The organism is Pseudomonas sp. NBRC 111124, from assembly GCF_001320245.1.
Lineage (GTDB): Bacteria > Pseudomonadota > Gammaproteobacteria > Pseudomonadales > Pseudomonadaceae > Aquipseudomonas.
Genome location: NZ_BCBA01000027.1, coordinates 139,764 through 159,484 on the forward strand (window position 1 = coordinate 139,764; position 19,721 = coordinate 159,484).

20 protein-coding genes are annotated in these 19,721 nt (G+C 64.5%); 8 read left to right on the forward strand and 12 right to left on the reverse strand.

The genetic code is table 11. From position 1 onward, the window contains the following. Positions 1–2: 2 nt before the first annotated feature. A complete protein-coding gene (locus tag APH28_RS11595) occupies positions 3–1,355 on the reverse strand; it encodes an MFS transporter (protein WP_060509439.1) in 1,353 nt (450 codons plus the stop codon). A gap of 259 nt (positions 1,356–1,614) precedes the next feature. Between APH28_RS11595 and APH28_RS11605 the strand changes: the two genes are divergently transcribed. Beyond that, a complete protein-coding gene (locus APH28_RS11605) occupies positions 1,615–2,313 on the forward strand; it encodes a FadR/GntR family transcriptional regulator (protein WP_060509443.1) in 699 nt (232 codons plus the stop codon). Between the two features lie 19 nt (positions 2,314–2,332). Here the strand turns inward: APH28_RS11605 and APH28_RS11610 are convergent, their stop codons facing one another. From APH28_RS11610 to APH28_RS11625, 4 genes are all read right to left on the reverse strand, one after another. After that, positions 2,333–3,343 carry an NAD(P)-dependent alcohol dehydrogenase gene (locus APH28_RS11610; protein WP_060509445.1) on the reverse strand — a complete coding sequence of 337 codons (1,011 nt, stop codon included), beginning with the start codon at positions 3,341–3,343 and terminating at the stop codon, positions 2,333–2,335. 59 nt (positions 3,344–3,402) lie between these two features. Then, entirely contained in the window at positions 3,403–3,993 is a 591-nt protein-coding gene (locus APH28_RS11615; protein WP_060509447.1) for an HAD family hydrolase, read from the reverse strand. Continuing rightward, a complete protein-coding gene (tesB, locus tag APH28_RS11620) occupies positions 3,990–4,859 on the reverse strand; it encodes an acyl-CoA thioesterase II (protein ID WP_060509448.1) in 870 nt (289 codons plus the stop codon). The genes APH28_RS11615 and tesB overlap by 4 nt, the downstream gene beginning before the upstream one ends. Before the next feature lie 90 nt (positions 4,860–4,949). Further along, positions 4,950–5,522 carry a GNAT family N-acetyltransferase gene (locus APH28_RS11625; protein WP_060509450.1) on the reverse strand — a complete coding sequence of 191 codons (573 nt, stop codon included), beginning with the start codon at positions 5,520–5,522 and terminating at the stop codon, positions 4,950–4,952. Positions 5,523–5,689: 167 nt separating this feature from the next. On the opposite strand from APH28_RS11625, the gene APH28_RS11630 reads away from it, so the two are divergent. The 3 genes from APH28_RS11630 (at position 5,690) to APH28_RS11640 (ending at position 8,720) form a co-directional block, all read left to right on the forward strand. Continuing rightward, entirely contained in the window at positions 5,690–6,376 is a 687-nt protein-coding gene (locus APH28_RS11630) for a histidine phosphatase family protein (protein WP_060509452.1), read from the forward strand. A gap of 38 nt (positions 6,377–6,414) precedes the next feature. Then, positions 6,415–7,329, forward strand: coding sequence for a histone deacetylase (locus APH28_RS11635; RefSeq protein WP_060509453.1), 915 nt, complete (start codon positions 6,415–6,417; stop codon positions 7,327–7,329). A 149-nt stretch (positions 7,330–7,478) separates the two neighbouring features. Further along, positions 7,479–8,720 (forward strand): TIGR03862 family flavoprotein, encoded by a 1,242-nt coding sequence (locus tag APH28_RS11640; protein WP_060509602.1) that lies wholly within the window; start codon positions 7,479–7,481, stop codon positions 8,718–8,720. Positions 8,721–8,840: 120 nt separating this feature from the next. On the opposite strand, the gene APH28_RS11645 is transcribed toward APH28_RS11640, so the two are convergent. The 5 genes from APH28_RS11645 to APH28_RS11665 form a co-directional block, all read right to left on the reverse strand. Further along, positions 8,841–10,172, reverse strand: a complete 1,332-nt coding sequence (locus APH28_RS11645; protein WP_060509455.1) for a DEAD/DEAH box helicase — start codon at positions 10,170–10,172, stop codon at positions 8,841–8,843. A gap of 55 nt (positions 10,173–10,227) precedes the next feature. Further along, complete coding sequence (yedA, locus tag APH28_RS11650; RefSeq protein WP_060509457.1) at positions 10,228–11,142, reverse strand: drug/metabolite exporter YedA; 915 nt, start codon at positions 11,140–11,142, stop codon at positions 10,228–10,230. A 106-nt stretch (positions 11,143–11,248) separates the two neighbouring features. Beyond that, positions 11,249–11,857 (reverse strand): PolC-type DNA polymerase III, encoded by a 609-nt coding sequence (locus APH28_RS11655; protein ID WP_060509459.1) that lies wholly within the window; start codon positions 11,855–11,857, stop codon positions 11,249–11,251. An 8-nt stretch (positions 11,858–11,865) separates the two neighbouring features. Next, positions 11,866–12,345 carry an NYN domain-containing protein gene (locus APH28_RS11660; protein ID WP_054883934.1) on the reverse strand — a complete coding sequence of 160 codons (480 nt, stop codon included), beginning with the start codon at positions 12,343–12,345 and terminating at the stop codon, positions 11,866–11,868. A gap of 68 nt (positions 12,346–12,413) precedes the next feature. Further along, positions 12,414–13,178 (reverse strand): DUF2076 domain-containing protein, encoded by a 765-nt coding sequence (locus APH28_RS11665; RefSeq protein ID WP_060509462.1) that lies wholly within the window; start codon positions 13,176–13,178, stop codon positions 12,414–12,416. A 155-nt stretch (positions 13,179–13,333) separates the two neighbouring features. Between APH28_RS11665 and APH28_RS11670 the strand changes: the two genes are divergently transcribed. Both APH28_RS11670 and APH28_RS11675 read left to right on the forward strand, forming a co-directional pair. After that, positions 13,334–13,990, forward strand: coding sequence for a YciC family protein (locus APH28_RS11670; RefSeq protein ID WP_060509464.1), 657 nt, complete (start codon positions 13,334–13,336; stop codon positions 13,988–13,990). 99 nt (positions 13,991–14,089) lie between these two features. Continuing rightward, positions 14,090–14,584, forward strand: coding sequence for a hypothetical protein (locus APH28_RS11675; protein WP_060509466.1), 495 nt, complete (start codon positions 14,090–14,092; stop codon positions 14,582–14,584). Positions 14,585–14,612: 28 nt separating this feature from the next. On the opposite strand, the gene hrpB is transcribed toward APH28_RS11675, so the two are convergent. Further along, a complete protein-coding gene (hrpB, locus tag APH28_RS11680) occupies positions 14,613–17,141 on the reverse strand; it encodes an ATP-dependent helicase HrpB (RefSeq protein WP_060509468.1) in 2,529 nt (842 codons plus the stop codon). A 115-nt stretch (positions 17,142–17,256) separates the two neighbouring features. Here hrpB and APH28_RS11685 point away from each other — a divergent pair, with 115 nt between their 5' ends. Together APH28_RS11685 and APH28_RS11690 are read left to right on the forward strand one after the other, a co-directional pair. Further along, the gene (locus APH28_RS11685; protein ID WP_060509604.1) at positions 17,257–17,676 is read left to right on the forward strand and encodes a hypothetical protein; all 420 of its coding nucleotides are present in this window, start codon (positions 17,257–17,259) and stop codon (positions 17,674–17,676) included. A gap of 25 nt (positions 17,677–17,701) precedes the next feature. Next, positions 17,702–18,571: a cation diffusion facilitator family transporter gene (locus APH28_RS11690; RefSeq protein ID WP_060509470.1), complete on the forward strand. Its 870-nt coding sequence runs from the start codon at positions 17,702–17,704 to the stop codon at positions 18,569–18,571. A gap of 1 nt (position 18,572) precedes the next feature. Here APH28_RS11690 and APH28_RS11695 read toward each other — a convergent pair whose 3' ends face one another. Next, positions 18,573–19,397 (reverse strand): DUF6515 family protein, encoded by an 825-nt coding sequence (locus tag APH28_RS11695; protein WP_060509472.1) that lies wholly within the window; start codon positions 19,395–19,397, stop codon positions 18,573–18,575. Between the last annotated feature and the right edge of the window lie 324 nt (positions 19,398–19,721).

Here is a 19,721-nt window from a genome sequence, read left to right on the forward strand (position 1 = left end):
CATCAGTGGGTCTGGCCCAAGGCCGAAGGCGCCTTGAGGTCGTCAGAGGGAGCGCCCTTGGGGCGAATGCGCACGAAGAAGATGGCGATGGCCGCCAGCACCGAGGTCACGGCCAGGCCATACAGCCCGCCCTGGATCGACCCGGTCTGCTGTTCGAGCAGGCCGAACGTGGTGGGGGCGACGAAGCCGCCGAGGTTGCCCACCGAGTTGATCAAGGCGATCACGGCCGCGGCGATACGGGCATCCAGGTAGCCCTGCGGAATCGGCCAGAACAGCGACGAGGCCGACTTGAAGCCGATGGCGGCGAAGCACACGGCAACAAAGGCGAACACCGGGCCGCCGGTGGTCGACATGAACATGCCGATGGCGGCGACTATCAAGGCACCGGCAACCCAGGCCTGCTGGAACTTCCAGCGCGTGGAGCCAGCAGCGAAGGCATACATGGCGATGATCGAGATCAGCCACGGGATCGAGTTGAAGAAGCCGACCTGCAGGTCGCTGAGGTCGCCCATGCGCTTGATGATGCTCGGCAGCCAGAAGGTGGCGGCGTAGATGGTCAGCTGGATGCAGAAGTAGATCAGGCAGAACAGCACGATCTGGCGGTCCTTGAGCAGGCTCCAAGCCGAAGGCTTCACCGCGCCGACGGCTTCGCGCTCACGCTGCTCGCGGTCGATGGTCGCTACCAGCGCGTCCTGTTCGGCTTGGCTCAGCCACTTGGCATCCTGCGGCTTGGAGTCGAGCCAGAAGAACACGAAGAAGCACAGGGTTACCGAAGCCATGCCTTCGATGAACAGCATCCACTGCCAGCCATGCAGCCCCAGGCCCTGGATCTGCATCAGCGCGCCGGCCAGCGGCCCGGAAATCAGCGAGGCCAGGGCCGAACCGCTGAGGAAGATGGCGATCGCCTTGCCGCGCTCGGCGGCGGGCAGCCAGCGGGTGAAGTAGTAGATGACGCCAGGGAAGAAGCCCGCTTCGGCCACGCCCAACAAAAAGCGCAGCACATAGAACTGGGTTTCGCTCTGGACAAAGGCCATGGCGGTGGCCACCAGGCCCCAGGTGAACATGATGCGGGTCAGCCACAGCCGCGCACCGACCTTTTGCAGCAGCATGTTCGAGGGCACTTCGAACAGCGCGTAGCCGATGAAGAACAGCCCGGCGCCGAAACCAAAGGCGGCGGCGCTGATGCCCAGGTCGCTTTCCAGGTGCGGGCGTACGAAGCCGATGTTGACGCGGTCGAGGTAATTGACGATGAACATGATGACGAACAGCGGCAGGACGTGGCGTTTGACCTTGGCCACGGCACTGGCCAAGGCGTCGCCTTCATTCCGGGCAGACGGAGCGAGGGTGTCGTTCACGGGTGGATCTCCCACTAATTGTTTTTGTGCGGGTCGATGTTGTCTGACATGACAGTGGAACGGAGCATATGCGCAGCACGGTTGTACGACAAGGTGCCGAATATCGCTCAAATAGCAAAATACAAGCTGATAAATAGCGATACCGCGACGAACATGCCGAAAAAGCAATTGACCGGCCTTTACCGTGTAGAGAAAATCCAGGCAAAAAATATTTTTATTGGTTAACTTGTCGTACAAGTAATCTTTTTGCGGGACACCCATGGATACCTCCCCTGCCAAACGCAGCCACAGCCGCGCCCACGACCTGGTATCGAGCCTGACCCAGCAAATCCTGCTGGGCACCTTCAAGCCGGGCGACAAGTTGCCATCGGAGAACACCCTGGTACGCGAGCATGGCGTCAGCCGCACCGTGGTCCGCGAAGCGCTGTCGAAGTTGCAGGCCTCAGGCCTGGTGGAGCCGCGCCACGGCATCGGCACCTTCGTGATGGAGCGCCAGGGCCATGCGGGTTTGCGGGTGGGGGCGGAAAATGCCGCGAGCGTGCGCGACCTGCTGGAGCTGCGCATCGGCCTGGAGGGCCAGGCGGCGGCCCTGGCCGCCGTGCGCCGCAGCGACGAGCACCTGGCACGCATGCGCAAGGCGCTGGATGACTATCAAGACCTGGCGGCTGCCGGCGACAGCTGCATCGAGGCAGACCGGCGTTTTCACCTGTTGATCGCCGAGGCCACCGGCAACCTGTATTTCAGCGAGATGATGGCGCAACTGGGCAACGGGCTGATCCCGCGTAACCGCATGGCCCTGGCCGAGCGCACCGGAGCCAAGCTGGCGCGGCAGGCGTATTTGGCCAACCTTGAGCACGAGGCGATCCTCAATGCCATCCGCCGGCAGGACCCGGATGCAGCGCGGGCAGCGATCTGCCTGCACCTGTCCAACAGCCGCGATCGCCTGCTGCCGGACTAGGGGCCGCTCTCGTTGAATATCACCAGGTCAGGCAGATCTTGCCGAAATGCCGGTTGCTCTCCTGATAGCGGAACGCCTCGACGATCTGCTCCAGCTCGAAGTGCTTGTCCACCACTGGCCGCAAGCCATTGGCATCGATCGCCCGCACCATCGCCTGCTGCTGCGCACGGCTGCCCACCAGCACCCCTTGCAGGCGGATCTGCCGCACCAGTGCCTGCACCAGCGGCAGCTGCCCGGCCACGCCGGTAAGGATGCCGATCAGTGACACATGCCCGCCGATGCGCGCGGCGATCATCGACTGTTCCAGGGTCGCCGGCCCACCCACTTCGATCACATGATCGACGCCGCGATTGCCAGTCAGCTCCCGCGCCTTCTCACCCCAAGCTGGGGTGCTCTTGTAGTTGATCAGATGGTCTGCGCCGAGCGCTTTCAGGCGTTCGAGCTTGGCGTCGCTGGACGACGTGGCGATGACCGTGGCACCGGCCAGCTTGGCGAACTGCAGGGCGAAGATCGACACGCCGCCGGTGCCCTGCACCAGCACCGTGTCGCCGGGCTTGAGGTGGTCATCGCTCATCAATGTGCGCCAGGCGGTGAGGCCCGCCGTGGTCAGGGTCGCAGCCTCGGCGTGGCTGAACCCCTGGGGTGCCAGCGTGAACGATGTGGCCGAAGCCGTTACCTGTTCGCGGGCATAACCATCGATGCCATCGCCAGGCACCCGGCCAAAGCCTTCGACATTGGCCTGGCCGTCGAGCCAGTCGGGGAAGAAGGTGCTGACCACGTTGTCGCCGACCTTGAACTCGGTCACGCCCGTACCGACCGCGACCACTTCTCCGGCACCGTCGGCCATGGGAATGCGCCGCTCGCTCGGGCCCCACATGCCGCTGACCACAGCGAAGTCGTGGTAGTTGAGGGAGCTGGCGTGCAGCTGCACGGTGATCTCGCCGGCCTTGGGCGCTGGCGCCTCGCAGGTGCCGACTTCGACTTTGTCGTAGCCGCCGCCGGGTTGCACGTAGATGGCCTTGCTGGTCATGACTGAGGCTCCATTCAGAGAAAGACTGGGGTTCAGCATAGCCAGTGAAGCCACAAGCATCAGCCCAGAAGCACCTGCAATGCCCGGCAATCCGCCGCATGCCAATCCACCAGCTCCGGCCACGGGTTGTCCGGCAGGTTCACCAGCACCGTGCGCGCCCCTGCGGCCCGTCCACAATCGAGGTCAAAGCGGTAATCCCCGACCATCACCAGCTCGCTGGGCGCTACGCCCCAGGCGCTGGCAATCTTCAACAGCCCATCCGGGCTCGGCTTCGGCTGCGCCTCATCGCGCCCGAGAATGTGCTCGACCTGAAAGCAATCCGCCAGGCCGATCGCTTCCAGCGTCACGTGCGCCAGCTCCCGCGCATTGCGGGTCAGGATGCCGAGCCGGCAACCGCGCTCCGCTAGCTCACGCACCAGCTCCACCGCCCCGGTGGCCGCAGTCGAAGCAATCGCCAGGTCGCGCTCATGCTCCAGCAGCCAGGCATGCTTGGCTGCCGCTTCCGCTGCCGGCAGCGCCGCCAGGTGGGTGAGGATGTCGTGCTCCGCCGGGATGTCCAGGGCTACCCGGATGGCGGCAAAATCGTGCACCGCCACGGTCAGGGTGCCGTCCATGTCGAACACCCAGTTACGGATCTCGCCCAGGTTCATGCCCAGTCCTTGCGGTGACGAATCAGGCCTTCCTGGGTCGACGATGCCACCAGCTGGCCGGCGCGGTTGAAGATGCTGCCGCGGCAGAAGCCACGGGCATTGCCGGCCCACGGGCTGTCGGTGGCGTACAGCAGCCACTCATCGGCGCGCAGGTTGCGGTGGAACCACAGCGAATGGTCGAGGCTGGCGATCTGCATGTCGCGCTGCCACACCGACTTGCCATGGGGCAGCAGCGACGTGGTCAGCAGGCCGAAGTCGGAGGCGTAGGCCAGCAGGTACTTGTGCAGTGCAGGCACGTCAGGGAGTGTGCCGTCGGCGCGGAACCAGGCGTACTTCACCGGGTCGCCAGGCTGCGGGTTGAACGGGTCGCGCTCGGTCACCGGGCGGATTTCGATCGGCTTGGCGCACAGCACCTTGTCGCGGATGCGCTCGGGCAGCTTGTCGGCATGGGCACTGGCCAGCTCGACTTCGGTCGCCAGGTTTTCCGGGCCGACCACATCGGGCATCTGCACCTGATGCTCGAAGCCTTCCTCGTCGTACTGGAACGACGCGCTGCAGGTGAAGATCGGCTGGCCCTTCTGGATCGCCGTCACCCGACGGGTGCTGAAGCTGCCGCCGTCACGCACGCGGTCGACCGAATACACCACCGGCAGGCTGGCATCGCCCGGGCGCAGGAAGTAACCGTGCAGCGAATGCACGTGGCGCGCATCCTCGACCGTCTGGCTGGCAGCCGACAGCGACTGGCCCAGCACCTGGCCACCGTACAGCTGGCGGAAGCCCAGGTCCTGGCTGCGGCCACGGAACAGGTTCTCCTCGATCGACTCGAGGCTCAACAGGTCGACCAGGTCGTCCAACACATGACTCATCGGGGGTTCTCCTAGCAAGGCATCACAGCTCTACGGCGCTCTCAGGTGGGAAATGATACAGGGTTTGTCATTGACGCCGTGCATGCCGGCTCATTCAGTGCGCAGGGTCTGCTCCCAATGTGCGCGGTCAATGCGATACAGCACGTGAGGGCGCAACGGGTGGCCGATGGGCAGGCGGGGGTGGTCGAAGCTGCCATTGGCGTCCTGGACCATGCCAATGGCCTGCATGACTTTCTGCGACGGCAAGTTGCTCTCGCTAGTGAACGACACCACCTCTTCGACGCGCAATTGGGCGAAAGCACAACGCAGGCAGGTCCACGCCGCCTCGCTGGCAAATCCCAGGCCCCAATGGCGCAGGGCCAGGCGCCAGCCGATCTCCACCGCTGGGGCAAAGGGCGCATCGAAGTTGACGTTGAGCAGCCCCGTCATGCCGATGAAGGCTCCACTGTCCTTGCGCTCCAGGGCCCACAGTCCAAAGCCGTATTCGTTGAAGTGCCCACGAATCCTGCCGATCAGCGCTGCTGCTTCCAGCCGCGTCATCGGCGCCGGGAAATAGCGCATCACTTGGGGGTCGGCACACATCGCGGCGAATTCGCGCAGGTCGTCATCGTGCCATTGACGCAACACCAGGCGTGCGCTTTCCAGGTGGAGGATGGGGGTCATGGGGCAAGCTCCGGTTTTGCGCTGTGGCATTCATCAGCGTAGGCCCGGCCAGGTTTTTCACGCAACTGGCGGCGCACGGAATGCAATTTTCACAACCCCTTCACCGGCCTCCGACAGACGGCTGCGCACACTACCGCCAAACCACCGCCGCGCCATTGGAGTGACGCATGCAACCGAGCAACGCCCTGGGCCATCCCGCCATCCACGCCCGTCGCAAGCGACGCATGTCACGCAAAGCCCTTGGTGCCGCTCTCGGCCTGTGCATGGTCATCGCGGCGGTGACCACCTGGCTGGCGACGAGGACCCATATCGTGGACCTTGGCAATGAGCGACAGTTGAACGAAAGCGGCCTGCTGCAAGACTGGGCCGATGGTGCGGTGATCGTGATGATCCGCCATGCCGAACGCTGCGACAGCGCGCCCGGCCCGTGCCTGAACGACCCTACCGGCATCACCGTGGCCGGCAGCGAGGCTGCCACCCGGGTAGGCCAAGGGTTGAAGCAACTGGGCCTGGGCAATGCCGATCTGCTCGCCAGCCCCAAAGTGCGCACCCAGCAGACCGCGCACTTTATCCTTGGCCAGGCCGTGGTGAGCGAAGCCTGGCTGGAAAGCTGCGACAATCAGTTCGCCAGTGAGGCATTGGCGCGTAAGCGTGCCGGGCACAACCTGGTGTTGGTCACCCACAATGGCTGTATCGACCATTTCGCCCGTCAGCAGCGTGTGGCCGGTGGCGAGCGCGAGAGCAACTACGCCAGCGCGCTGTTCGTTTCGGTGGACGCCAATGGCAAGGCACGGATCCTCGGCCGTTTGAACGAGCCGGATTGGCAACGCGTATTGGCCAGCGTGGGGAAATAACTGGCAAGATCAGCGCTGGCCCCGATTGCGAAGTCCCCATGCCGTTGCCGCTGATCTACCACGAAGACTACAGCCCGGAATTCCCTGCCGAGCACCGCTTTCCCATGGACAAGTTCCGCCTGCTGCGCGACCACCTGGTGGGCAGCGGGCTGACCACCGACCAGGCCCTGCTGCGCCCGGACATCTGCCCCAACGATATCCTCGCTCTGGCCCATGACCGCAGCTACATCGAGCGCTACATGAACGGCGAGCTGTCCCGCGAGGACCAGCGCCGCCTCGGCCTGCCCTGGAGCGAAGCCCTGGCCCGGCGTACCGTGCGTGCGGTGGGCGGCTCGTTGCTGACCGCCGAAATGGCGCTGCAGCATGGCATCGCCTGCCACCTGGCCGGCGGCACCCACCACGCCCACTACGACCACCCGGCCGGCTTCTGCATCTTCAATGACCTGGCAGTGATCAGCCGCTACCTGCTCGAAGCAGGCCGCGTGCACCGGGTGCTGATCTTCGACTGCGATGTGCACCAGGGCGACGGTACCGCGCGCATCCTCCACGACACCCCTGACGCCATCACCGTATCCCTGCATTGCGAACAAAACTTCCCGGCGCGCAAGGCCCACAGTGACTGGGACATTCCCCTGCCACGCGGCATGGGCGACACGGCGTACTTGAAGGTGGTGGAAGATGCGCTGAGCTATCTGCTGCCGCTGTATCAACCCGACCTGGTGCTGTACGACGCTGGCGTCGATGTGCACAAGGACGATGCCTTGGGCTACCTGCAACTCACCGACCAGGGCCTGGCGGCGCGTGACGAGTTGGTGATGCGCCACTGCCTTGGCCGCGATATCCCGATGGTCGGCGTGATCGGTGGCGGCTACAGCAAGGACCGTGAAGCCTTGGCCAGGCGCCACGGCATTCTCCACCACAGCGCAGCACGGGTTATGGGTTGTTCACAATGACTGTGGAACCGCTTGTGGATAACCTGCGGGAAAGGCGCTGCAGCCCTTAACCCGCCTGGCTTGCAGAGAACTGATCAATTTTTGAACAGTGCTTCCGCTAGCACTCCTGCGCTAGAATGTGCGGTCTTTTCCACAGCCTGCTGCCTACCATGCCAGATAAATCCCTCGCTTCCCCTCCCCTGGCCGTCGTGATCGGCGGCGGCCCTGCCGGCCTGATGGCCGCAGAAGCCATGGCCCAGGCGGGCCTGGCGGTGGAAGTGTTCGACGCCATGCCTTCTGTGGGCCGCAAGTTCCTGTTGGCCGGCGTCGGCGGCATGAACATTACCCACTCAGAAGCTTATCCACAGTTCGTTTCGCGCTATGCCGAGCGTGAGGACCAGCTTGACGGATTGCTGCGCGACTTCGATGCCGAGGCGCTGCGCCAGTGGATTCATGGGCTGGGGATAGAAACCTTTGTCGGTACCTCGGGCCGGGTGTTCCCGACCGGCATGAAAGCCGCGCCGCTGCTGCGCGCCTGGCTGAAGCGCCTGCGTGACAACGGTGTAGTTATCCACACCCGCCATCGTTGGCTGGGCTGGAATGCCGACGGAAGCTTGCAGATCGCTTATCCACAGGGTGAATTGCAGGTCAAGGCCGACGCTGTGGTGCTGGCCCTCGGTGGGGCCAGCTGGGCAAGGCTGGGCTCTGATGGCGCCTGGCAGCCACTGCTGGCCGAGCGTGCTGTGGATATCTCGCCGCTGCGGCCGAGCAACTGCGGTTTCGAGGTGGAAGGCTGGAGCCAGCTGCTTGTGGACAAGTTCGCGGGGGCACCGCTGAAGAATATTGCTTTGAGCGTGCCGGGCATGGCGCCGCGCAAAGGGGAGTTCATCCTCACGGCCCAAGGCGTCGAAGGCAGCCTGGTGTATGCATGGTCGGCGCAGCTGCGCCAGGCCATCGAGCATGAGGGGCACGCCAGGCTGTTGCTCGATCTGCTGCCAGACAAGCCTGTGGACAAGATTGCCCAGGCGCTGGCCAAGCCGCGCGGGTCACGTTCGATGGCCAAGCATCTGCACAGTCAGTTGGGCATCGATGGAGTCAAGGCGGGGTTGCTGCGGGAGCTGACGGATCAGGCGACGTTTGCCGATCCTCAGGCGCTCGCGCGGGCGATCAAGGCTTTGGCGATCACGCTGGTACGAACGCGTCCGCTGGATGAAGCGATCAGCAGTGCCGGTGGCGTGCGTTTCGAAGGGCTGGATGAAGGGCTGATGGTTCGCCGGATGCCGGGGGTGTTCTGTGCGGGCGAGATGCTGGACTGGGAGGCGCCGACCGGGGGGTATCTGCTGACGGCGTGCTTTGCCACTGGATTGCGGGCGGGGCGAGCCGTGGTGGATTGGCTGGCGCGGTCTGCCTGATTGATTGCCGGGGCTGCTTCGCAGCCCTTTCGCGACACAAGGCCGCTCCTACAGGGAGTCGCGTGCCCTTGTAGGAGCGGCCTTGTGTCGCGAAAGGGCCGCAAAGCGGCCCCAAGGATCTCAAGGTTTGCGCTTGCGCGGCCCGCCGTTGAAGCTCGGCACCTTGCGCACGGCCTTCACCGCTGGCTCGGCAGCACCCGCTTCGGTGCTGTCCATCCAACGCCCCAGGCCACGCTTGGCACTGTTCTCTTTGGGCTTCTTCGGTTTCTTCGGCTTCTTCACAACCTGGCCACTGGCATCGGTCAACGGTACCCGGTGCTCGGGGATGAAGTCAGGCTCTTCATGGCGCGGCAGGGTCTGCCGGGTCAGCACTTCAATTGCCGACAGCATCTGCACTTCGTCCGCGCACACCAGCGAGATCGCCTCGCCCTTGTTGCCGGCCCGGCCGGTGCGGCCAATGCGGTGCACATAGTCCTCGGCCACGATTGGCAGGTCGAGGTTGACCACCAGCGGCAGGTCGTCGATGTCCAGGCCACGGGCCGCGACATCGGTCGCCACCAGCACCTGGATCTCCCGCGCCTTGAAGCTGTCCAGCGCGCGCTGGCGGGTGGCCTGCGGGCGGTCGCCGTGGATGCCATCGGCATTCACCCCTTCAGCCAGCAAGCGCTCGACCAGCTGATCGACGCCATTGCGGGTCTTCGCGAACACCAGCACCTGCTTCCAGCGCTGCTTGCGTAGCAGGTGCATGAACAAGTCGGCCTTGCGCTTTTTATCCACAGGCACCAGCCACTGCTTGACCGTGGTCGCGGCGGCGTTGCGCGGGCTGACTTCAATGCTCAGCGGATCGTTCAGGGCCAGGCCGGCGAGCATGCGGATCTGCTCGGAGAAGGTGGCGGAGAACAGCAGCGTCTGGCGCTTGCGCGGCAAGGCGGCGTACACCGATTGCAGTTCCTCAGCAAAACCCAGATCGAGCATGCGGTCGGCTTCGTCAAGCACCAGGGTCTGCACCTGGTTGAACTTCACCGCGTTCTGACGGAACAGGTCGAGCAAACGACCAGGCGTTGCGACCAGCAGGTCGACGCCACGGCGCAGGCGCATCATCTGCGGGTTGATGCTCACACCGCCGTACACCGCGTAGGTGCTCAGCGGCAGGTTCTCGGCATACTCGCGCACGTTGTTGTGCACCTGCTCGGCCAGCTCGCGGGTCGGCACCAGCACCAGTGCGCGGATCGAGTTGCTGGCGACCTTCTCACCCTCCAGGGCCAGGCGCTGCAGCACCGGCAGGGCAAAACCGGCGGTCTTGCCGGTGCCGGTCTGGGCCGCGGCCATCAGGTCACGGCCGGCCAGCACGGCAGGGATGGCCTTGGCCTGGACCGGGGTCGGGGTGGTGTAGTCCAGCTGCTGCAAGGCGCGCAGCAACGGTTCGATCAGGCCGAGTTGGGCGAAATTCATGGCAATACCGTCAGGGGGTTCAGCGAAGGCGGCAAGTTTACCGCATCACCCCTGGCTACTTGCAGATTTCGCCCTTCAACGGCTGCTCGGGTGCCTTGCGCCACTGTGGCAGGCCGATCAGCACCACGGCGCCGATGATCACCGCCATGGCCAGGCATTCTTCCGCGCCGATCGCTTCGCCAGCAAAGACGATGCCCAGCAGCACCGCCACCGCCGGGTTGACGTAGGCATAGCTGGTGGCAGCGGCCGGGCGCACGTGCTTGAGCAGGTACATGTAGGCGCTGAAGGCCAGGATCGAACCGAACAACACCAGATAGGCCAGCGCGCCCCAGCCCGCAGCACTTGGCATCTGCGTCATGCGCTCGCCCGATACTACGCTGCCCAGCAGCAATACCGCGCCGCCGACCAACATCTCGGCGGCACTGGCCATCGGCCCTTGGGGCAGCGGCAGGCTTTTGCTCCACACCGAGCCAAACGCCCACGAAGCCGCCGCGAACAGGATCAGCGCAGCGCCAATGGGGCTGGCCTGCAGGTTAGAGCCAAGGTTGAGCAAACCGATGCCAAGCAGGCCAAGGAGAATCCCGGCCCATTCCAGGCGCGAGTTGCGGTGGCCGAACAGCAAGCCGAACACCAAGGTGAACAACGGCACCGTCGCCACCGCCAGCGCCGCCACGCCTGATGCCACCCCCGCATGCTCGGCCACGGTCACACCGCCGTTGCCGCAGCTGAGCAGCAGAAAGCCGATGGCACCTGCCGCTCGCCATTGCGGCCAGGTAGGGGCCGGCACACCGCGCCAGCGTAGAAAGCCATACAGCAGGCCGCCCGCGATCATGAAGCGCACACCCGCCATCAGCATTGGCGGCCATGACTCGACGCCAATGCGGATGAACAGGTAAGTGGACCCCCAGACCAGGTACAAGGCCAGGAAGGCGCCGACGAGCAGCAGCGGAAAGCGACGGGAGGCAGACATGGCAGGCAACTCAGAAATCCGTTTTCGGGGGACCGAGTTTAGGGCCGTGCGCAAGTAAAGATAAGTTACAAAACTGCGCGAAATGAGCGGCACACTTTTGGTGCGCTCACAACGCCAACCTGGCCAAGGTTTCGCGAACCTTCGCGGCAGGGGTTTTCTGCAGACGGCAGAGCAGCTCGTGGGACAGTTGCTGGACACCATGGGCCCCGCGTAAAACACCGGCCAAATGCTGCAGCAGGTTGGCAGCCATTTCGGCATCGGCCATGGCCCGGTGCGCGGTACCGGTATCCGGCAACCCGGCCCAACGGGTCAGCGTGCCCAGCTTGTGGTTAGGCGCCGCCGGCAGCAGGCGCCGCGACAGCAGCAGGGAACACGCGAAGGACTGCTGGCGGCTGCGACCAATGCGGCTCAGTTCGTAATCCCAGAACTTCTGGTCGAAGGCAGCGTTGTGCGCCAGCAACGGGGTATCACCGACAAACTCGGCCACTTCGTTCATTACCCTGTCCACCGGCGGCGCCGTGCGCAGCATGGCAGTGGTGATGCCGGTCAACCCGGCAACGAAGGCCGGCACCGGCACGCCGGCATTCATCAGGCTCTGGTAGCGCTCGACAATGCGCCCGCGCTCCAGCATCACCACCGCCACCTCGGTGGCACGGCAGCCGGCACCGGGGGAAATACCGGTGGTTTCAAAGTCGATGACAGCAATACGTTCCATGAAAAACCTTAGTGCTTGAGCAACAGCGCGCCCTCGATGGGCACATAACGGGTGGCGGCGCGAATCAGCGACAACGCCGTCAGCCCGGGGACCCCATAGACTACAGCTTCGGTGCCATGGCGCTGGATGACCCGCTCCAGCAGCAGGTCGAAGTCACCGTCACCAGAGGCCAGCACCACCTGGTCGACCCGGCTGGCGGCATCGATCACATCAAGGGTGATGCCCACGTCCCAGTCGCCCTTGGCTGAACCGTCGCTGCGCTGGATAAACGGCTTCAGGCGCACGTCGAAACCGAGGTTGCGCAGGATCTGCTGGAATTGCTGCTGCTTGCTGTCGCCACGGTCGATGGCATAGGCCACGGCCTCGACGATCTCGCCTTCGCGGCTGACCTCCTTCCACAGTGCGGTGTAGTTGAAGTGGCAACCATGGGCCTGGCGCACGGTGTAGTAGAGGTTCTGCACATCGGCGAACAGCGCGATCTTTTTCACCACATACCCTCGACATGAAAAGGGGCGCAAAGCGCCCCTTCGGAAATGCCAGCAGTATGCCAGACCGGTCAGACGAACGTATCGTCATCCGAGAAGAAGCCACCGCCATCATTACCGTAATCGGTATCAGCCCAGCCACCCTGGTCATTGCCCCAGCCACCGTTGTCGGCGACCTGCTGCTGTGCACCCTGGTCATTCCAGCCGCCGCTGTCACTGGCTGGTGCCGGCTCTTCCTTGATCACCTCGACCACCTCTTCAGGCTGCGAGTGGTGGTTGAACAGGCTGCTGATGCCTTGCGCAAGCAACACACCACCGGCGACGCCCGCAGCGGTCTGCATCGCGCCACCGAGGAAGCTGCTGGCGCCACTGCGCGCCGGCGCGGCGCCAAAACCGGCTTGCGGTTGTGCTTGCATTTGCGGCGGCTGCTGCGGCTGGGAGAAGCCCGGCGCATTCGGCTCGCGCCAACCGCCACCCGATGCGACCGGCGCACTTGGGCGCTGCGGCTGAACCGGCTCCGGATTGCGTGCACCGGCACCGAAGATGCTCGACAGGAACCCACCGCCGGCATTACCACTGCTGGCACGGGTCGCCTCAAGCTGCGCTCGGGCCTGCTTCAGTTCGGCCTCCAGCTGCTTGTTCTGCTCGTCCAGGCGCTTGATCGCGGCTTCCTGAACCAGGATTGCCTGGGCCATGTAGTAAGGCGCCGCCGGCTGCTGGCGGACATGCTCCTCGATCCGTGCCTGGGCCTGCGCATCACGCGGCTGGCTTGGGTCTTCGGCTTGCTTGATGCGGCCGAACAGGCCGTCGATCAGGGTTTGTTCATCAGTGTTCATGGGGCTACCTCATGGGCTAGCAGGACATCGGACACGGCAAAGATGGGGCGCCCGGGCGGAGGATTCAATCGCTTCACGGGTGAAACTTTTTTCAGCAAGTGACAGCTCTGGGCTAAAGTTAGGCCCCTGTTTTTACTGCCGTGCGATGTTGACTGATGAATCCGCTGAGCGTTCTGCGCGACTCCTTGTACTTCTTCCGCCGCCACCTGGCCAACATCATCCCGCTGTGCCTGCCGCTGGTGGTGCTCGAAGCCCTCATCACCCAGTTGCTGTACCGGCAGCTGGGCGACCAGGCCTCCGCGGCCTACGGCTTGCTGGTCAGCCTGCTGTTCTACCCGCTGTACAGCGCGGCACTGATCCTCTACCTGGACACCCGCAGCAACGGCCAGGAGGTCCGCAAACGCGACCTGTTCGCCCGCGCCGTGCAGCTGTGGCCGCAATTGGCCCTGCTGATCACGATCAGCTCGCTGCTGATCATGGCCGGCCTCGCGCTGCTGGTGTTCCCGGGCGTGTGGATCATGATCAACCTGGTGTTCGCCGAATACCTGCTGGTGTTGCGCGGCCTGCCGGTGGTGCAGTCGATGCGTGAAAGTGCGCGCATGACCACCGGGCACTTCCTGCGCATCATGATCTGCGTGCTCGGCGTGCTGGCACCGATCTGGCTGATCGATGGGCTGCTGCTGATGGCCTTCCCCGAGCCTGCGCCGGGTGTTGAACTGGCTTTGGACAGCCTGAGTGGCTTCCTGCAACTCTTCAGCACGGTGGTGCTGTATCGCCTGTTCATGCTGTTGGAGGCCCATCCCGAACACTGAGTGGATGAGGCCTGGGCGCGACCAGGAAATCGTTCAAGCTGCCCCCCTGCTTAAAGCCATCGCACGCTGGTGTGCCTTGACTTCAAGCAGGAGTAACGCATGAACGATTTCGTCACTGCACATGCCTGGGCCGACGCCCAGTCCTTTACTGCCAAGATCTTTTTAGCTTCCGGCAACCGTAGAGTGCCTATTTCACATGTGAACAAATTCTACGGCCCCGTCTCGCTGTCCCGGGGCACCGGCACTGTCAGAACTGACGACGGATGGCTGAGAGCAAACAACAGCGAAGAGCCCGCGATCTTCTTTTTTGAATATCACTCACAAACCCCAAACAGACTGAATTTCATGATCAGCCTCGCTTCGGACCGAGGTCGCAAACTTGGCCTGAGCCGCAATGGCTTCCTGGGCCTATACCACTACGCCGAGGTCAATGACTTCTGGAAGCTGGAGCCTCTCAACTGGGAGTCCGATAGCCTTCACTGCCTGATTCGCGATCACCAAGGGCATCGTGTCACTTTAGAGACCAGTACGGCTCACCTTACCATCAACGGGGAATCCGCCATCGAGTTCCTCATCGTGCGCACAGAGGCATGAGCTGAGGGCAGTTTTCACTCCTTTTCAATCAAGTACCGCGCGGCTTGGCCCGCGCGGTCGCTTCAGCTACCAACGGGTCATCCGGCCAGTAATGTTTCGGGTAGCGCCCCTTGAGGTCCTTCTTTACCTCGGCATAGGTCGTGCGCCAGAAGTTAGCCAGGTCCTGGGTCACTTGCACCGGTCGACGTGCTGGCGACAACAGGTGCAGCTTCAGCTGCTGGCGGCCCTGGGCGATACGCGGCGTGTCGGCCAGGCCGAATAGTTCCTGCAGGCGCACGGCGAGGATCGGCGGGTTTTCGCTGTAGTCCAGGCGGATGTTCGAACCCGACGGCACTGCCAGATGCGACGGAGCCCATTCGTCCAGGCGCTGTGGCAAGGGCCAGGGCAAGAGGTTGCGCAGGATCGACGACAGGTCCAGGGCGGCGAAGTGGCTCAGGCGCGAAACCTTGCCCAGGTAGGGCTGCAGCCAATCTTCCAGGGTCGCCAGCAGCGCCTCGTCACCCAGATCGGGCCACTCGCTTTGCCCTTCCTTCTCCCTATCCAGCTGACGCAACAACGCCACCCGCGCCTGCCATTGGCGCAGCTCCGGGGTCCAGGTCAGCAGGTTCAGGCCCTTGCGCCGCACCAGGCCAAGCAGCGCCTTGGCGCGGGCTTCATCATCCAGGCCAGGCAACGGTTCGCGAGCCAGTACCAGTTCGCCCACCTTAATCTGGCGTTCGGCACGCAGCACCTGCTCGCGCTCGTCCCAGTCGAGAATATCGACGCGCTCGACCTGCTCGGCCAGCACATCGTCGAGCAGCGCCGGGTCGAACTCGGCCGCAAGATAGATACGCTCTTCCCGCTGGCCCTGGCGGCTGCCCAGGTCGGCGATTACCAGCCACGGGCATTTCATCAACGCGTCGACCTCGGCGAACAAAGCCGCACGGCCGTTGGCCAGGCGATACTCCGCGCCGCCCTCGCGACGCTGCTGGGCGACTCGATCGGGATAGGCCAGCGCCAGCAGTGCGCCGAGCCAACGGGGGTGATCGGGGTCGGCAACAGCGGCTGCGGGCTTGCCGCGCAGCAGGCTGCGGTACTGGCGAGCGAGCTGCCGCGCGCGCTGCACGCCGCCCTGGCCACCGCGGCTGGCCTTGTTCTCGCCGCTGACCAATGCCAGCCGGCTGTGCAGGTCGGCACCACCACCGCGCTGGATATCACGCTCGCCAAGCAACGCGGCGACATCGCAGGCCATGGTCGCCAGGCCCAGGTCCTGGCCACGCAGCAGCAGGTGAGCGATACGTGGGTGTGCCGGCAGCTCGGCCATGGCCTGGCCGTGGTCACTGAGGTTACCGCGACTGCCCGGCTTGAACGCGCCCAGCCGCGCCAGCAGGTCCTGGGCCTGGGAGAAGGCTGCTGCGGGCGGTTGGTCGAGCCAGCACAGCTGCTGCGGTGCAACACCCCAGCGGGCCAGTTGCAGGGCCAGGCCGGCAAGGTCGGCCTGAAGAATCTCGGCGCTGCCATGGGCAGCCAGCTGGTCATGTTGAGCCTCGGACCACAGCCGGTAGCACACCCCCGGCTCCAGGCGCCCGGCACGGCCGGCACGCTGGGTAGCGCTGGCACGGGAAATGCGCTGGGTATCCAGGCGAGTCATGCCACTACCCGGATCGAAACGCGGCACGCGCGCCAGGCCAGCATCGATGACAACGCGCACGCCGTCGATGGTCAGGCTGGTTTCGGCGATGTTGGTGGCCAGCACCACCTTGCGCAGTCCCTTGGCCGGTGGGTCGATCGCGGCGCGCTGGGCATTGAGGTCAAGCTCACCGTGCAGCGGGCACAGCAGCACATCGGGGCGCTCGCCCAGAGCGTCTTGCAGGCTCTGGTGCACACGGCGAATCTCGGCCTGGCCAGGCAGGAACACCAGCACGCTGCCAGGCTGCTCGGCCAATGCCAGCAGCACGTTATCGACAACCCGTGGCTCGATGAACTCACCCGGCTGGAACGGTCGGCTCCAGCGGATATCCACCGGGTGCATGCGCCCCTCGCTGCTGACCACCGGCGCGTCGTCGAGCAAACGCGACAGGCGCTCGCCTTCCAGGGTCGCAGACATCAGCAGGATCTTCAACGGCGGGTCGTCACGCAACAGCTCGCGGCCATTGAGGCTCAACGCCAGGGCCAGGTCGGCATCCAGGCTGCGCTCATGAAATTCGTCAAAGATCAGCAGGCCCACACCTTCGAGTGCCGGGTCGGACTGCAGCCGACGAGTGAGGATGCCTTCGGTGACCACCTCGATACGGGTGTTCGGGCCGACCTTGCTGTCCAGGCGAATGCGGTAGCCCACGGTTTCGCCGACCTTTTCGCCAAGCTCGCTGGCCAGGCGCTCGGCCGCCGCCCGCGCAGCCAGGCGGCGCGGTTCGAGCATCAGGATGGTCTGCCCTGCCAGCCACGGCTCGTTCAGCAGCGCCAACGGCACGCGGGTGGTCTTGCCCGCGCCGGGGGGCGCTTCGAGCACGGCTTCGTCGCGGTTTTCCAGGGCTTCGCGCAGGGCGGGCAAGACGGCATCGATCGGTAAAGAAATCATGGTGGTCCTCGAACAGTCTGGCGAGTATAACGGCGAACCCAGCCTGCTCTATCATGGTCTTAGCTTCAGGTGCTGGCGCTTCGCTTGCCCTGCTGAATACTTTTCGGAGATTTACATGCGCATCCCATCCCGCGTCATTGGTGGCGCCCTGATCGTCACTCTGCTGACCCAGCTGACGGCCTGCGGCACCATTTTCTATCCCGAGCGCCGTGGCCAGATCGGCGGCAAGATCGACCCCGTGGTTGCCGCGATGGACGCCATCGGTATCCTGTTCTATGTGATCCCGGGCCTGATCGCCTTTGGCATCGACTTCGCCACGGGCGCCATCTACTACAAGGGCGGGCACACTGCCCAGGTCGATCCGGCAAAACTGCGTGACGCCGTCAGCCCGGATGGCAAGGTCGACAACCTCAAGCTGCAGGCCATTCTGGAAAGCGAACTGGGCCAGCGCCTGCCGCTGGATGACCCACGGCTGATCCAGCACCGCGGCAGCGTCGAGCAGCTGGCGGCGCTGGGCCTCGTACCTGCGGCCTGATTCACACAAGGACATTGCCTTGGGCATGATTACCCCGGCCGAACACCAGCGCCTGCTGCGCCTGGCCACCCGCGCCTCACTGGCGGTGGCCAGCATCCTGGTCGTGAGCAAGGCTGTAGCCTGGTGGCTGAGCGGCTCGGTCAGCCTGCTGGCCGGGCTGACTGACTCGGCCCTGGATGCCGTCGCCTCATTCCTCAACCTGCTCGCCGTGCACTACGCCTTGCGCCCGGCCGATGACGACCATCGTTTCGGCCACGGCAAGGCCGAGGCCCTGGCCGGCATGGCTCAGGCGCTGTTCATCGGGGTTAGCGCGGTGCTGATCGGGGTGCAGGCTGTCGAGCGCCTGCAAGCTCCGGCGCCGCTGGGTGGCACCGCCATTGGCATCGCCGTGATGCTGCTGTCGCTGGCGTTGACGGTCGCCTTACTGGCGTTGCAGCGCAAGGTCATTCGCCTGACCGGTTCCACCGCTGTGCGCGCCGACTCGCTGCATTACCGCTCCGACCTGCTGCTCAACGGCAGCATCCTGCTCGCCCTGCTGCTGGCACGCTTCGGCTGGCCGCAACTGGATGCGCTGTTCGGCCTCGGTATCGCCTTCTACATTCTCTGGAGTGCCCTGCAGATCGCCCGCGAAAGCACGGCGATCCTGATGGACAAGGAACTGCCCGGCGACATCGGCGAAGGGATGACCGAACTGGTGCTGGGCATTCCCGGTGTGAAAGGCGTGCATGACCTGCGTACGCGGGTGTCGGGCAACCAGTGGTTCGTGCAACTACACCTGGAGCTGCCTGGGCAGTTGCCGCTCAATGATGCCCACGACCTGTGCGTGCGGGCCTCGGAAGTCATCCGCCAGCGTTATCCACAGGCGGATGTGATGGTACATGCCGACCCCGTGTGAATCAGTTGACGCTGTAGCCCCGGCCACTGAAGCAGGCGCCCAACGCCCGGCGGTAGTTGCTCGCCACCTCGACGGGCGGTGCATATGGCGCTGTCGCCGGGTCGAAGCCTGACTGGCTCACGGCCCAGCGGTGGCACTGGTAGCGGTCCTGATCCTGTTGCTCCTGCCCTTGGCCATACATCGGATAGGCGATCACGTCATAGCTGTTGCTGGCCGGGGCTGACGCTGGCAACGGTGCCGGCGCCATCGAGGGTGGGTTGACCACAACATATTCCTGGCTATCGGCCAGGTATTGGTAATAGGTATCGGCGACCAGGAAGAACAGCGCGCCGCCCAGCCAGACTTCCCGCGCGTAGGACGGCAGATAGCTGACCCGCACGCCGTAAGGCGGGGTCACCACCACGTAACTGCCACCGTGCGGGCGATACCAGTAGCCACCCGAGTAGAAGTAGTCATTGCCGCGATACGGCACCTTCCAGTAGCGGTCCGGGAAATGATCGATGGAATGGCCAGGACGATACTGTGGCCCCGGGCCCCAGCCATTGCCGTGGCCGTCCGGGCGCCCCTGCCAGTCGCCGCCGGGCCGCTGGCCTGGGCCGCCGGCTTGCCAGTGACGATTGTCGCCATTGTGCCGAGGGATATCCTGGTAGTAGCCCTGCCGCGCGGGCTGGGTCTGCTGCACTTCGTCACGCGAGTTGAGTGGGCGGCCAGGGCCGTTGCCAAACCCATCACCGCGCCCCTCGCCCGGCCCTTCGGCCATGGCCCCGAGGCTGATGCTCAAACCCAGCAAACCAACACCTGCGAACTGCCAGATGCGCGACTTCATGTTGTTCCTCACGGTAAAGAAAACGGCATGCTGCCAGTCTACCGCGCTGGCGCCAGGGGCAGATGAAATCGCGGCCATTAAAAAAGGGAGGCCATTGGCCTCCCTTTGGGAATTGTCGTCCGTGCTCGGCACTTGTGGCGCCGGCTCACCTCACAGCGTCTTCTGGAAGCTGTGTAGCCCGGGGGCCTGCAGATCCTGTTGGATGGCTGGCCGCGACCGCCCGCCTAGGGCGCGTCGCCGTGGACTGATGTCCGGGCAGTGATTCTGGGGTTAACGATACGGGATGGGTTGCGGCACAAGATTGCGAAGATTGCTCAGATAAAT

What these genes read in the sequence shown, in the direction of transcription:
- APH28_RS11670 (WP_060509464.1), top strand. Translation starts at nt 13,334, where the DNA reads ATGAATCCGCTGAGCGTTCTGCGCGACTCCTTGTACTTCTTCCGCCGC.
- APH28_RS11645 (WP_060509455.1), bottom strand. Translation starts at nt 10,172, where the DNA reads ATGAATTTCGCCCAACTCGGCCTGATCGAACCGTTGCTGCGCGCCTTG.
- APH28_RS11610 (WP_060509445.1), bottom strand. Translation starts at nt 3,343, where the DNA reads ATGACCAGCAAGGCCATCTACGTGCAACCCGGCGGCGGCTACGACAAA.
- APH28_RS11615 (WP_060509447.1), bottom strand. Translation starts at nt 3,993, where the DNA reads ATGAACCTGGGCGAGATCCGTAACTGGGTGTTCGACATGGACGGCACC.
- APH28_RS11665 (WP_060509462.1), bottom strand. Translation starts at nt 13,178, where the DNA reads ATGAACACTGATGAACAAACCCTGATCGACGGCCTGTTCGGCCGCATC.
- APH28_RS11685 (WP_060509604.1), top strand. Translation starts at nt 17,257, where the DNA reads ATGCGCATCCCATCCCGCGTCATTGGTGGCGCCCTGATCGTCACTCTG.
- APH28_RS11655 (WP_060509459.1), bottom strand. Translation starts at nt 11,857, where the DNA reads ATGGAACGTATTGCTGTCATCGACTTTGAAACCACCGGTATTTCCCCC.
- APH28_RS11635 (WP_060509453.1), top strand. Translation starts at nt 6,415, where the DNA reads ATGCCGTTGCCGCTGATCTACCACGAAGACTACAGCCCGGAATTCCCT.
- APH28_RS11675 (WP_060509466.1), top strand. Translation starts at nt 14,090, where the DNA reads ATGAACGATTTCGTCACTGCACATGCCTGGGCCGACGCCCAGTCCTTT.
- APH28_RS11625 (WP_060509450.1), bottom strand. Translation starts at nt 5,522, where the DNA reads ATGACCCCCATCCTCCACCTGGAAAGCGCACGCCTGGTGTTGCGTCAA.
- APH28_RS11690 (WP_060509470.1), top strand. Translation starts at nt 17,702, where the DNA reads ATGATTACCCCGGCCGAACACCAGCGCCTGCTGCGCCTGGCCACCCGC.
- APH28_RS11640 (WP_060509602.1), top strand. Translation starts at nt 7,479, where the DNA reads ATGCCAGATAAATCCCTCGCTTCCCCTCCCCTGGCCGTCGTGATCGGC.
- tesB (WP_060509448.1), bottom strand. Translation starts at nt 4,859, where the DNA reads ATGAGTCATGTGTTGGACGACCTGGTCGACCTGTTGAGCCTCGAGTCG.
- APH28_RS11630 (WP_060509452.1), top strand. Translation starts at nt 5,690, where the DNA reads ATGCAACCGAGCAACGCCCTGGGCCATCCCGCCATCCACGCCCGTCGC.
- APH28_RS11605 (WP_060509443.1), top strand. Translation starts at nt 1,615, where the DNA reads ATGGATACCTCCCCTGCCAAACGCAGCCACAGCCGCGCCCACGACCTG.
- APH28_RS11695 (WP_060509472.1), bottom strand. Translation starts at nt 19,397, where the DNA reads ATGAAGTCGCGCATCTGGCAGTTCGCAGGTGTTGGTTTGCTGGGTTTG.
- yedA (WP_060509457.1), bottom strand. Translation starts at nt 11,142, where the DNA reads ATGTCTGCCTCCCGTCGCTTTCCGCTGCTGCTCGTCGGCGCCTTCCTG.
- hrpB (WP_060509468.1), bottom strand. Translation starts at nt 17,141, where the DNA reads ATGATTTCTTTACCGATCGATGCCGTCTTGCCCGCCCTGCGCGAAGCC.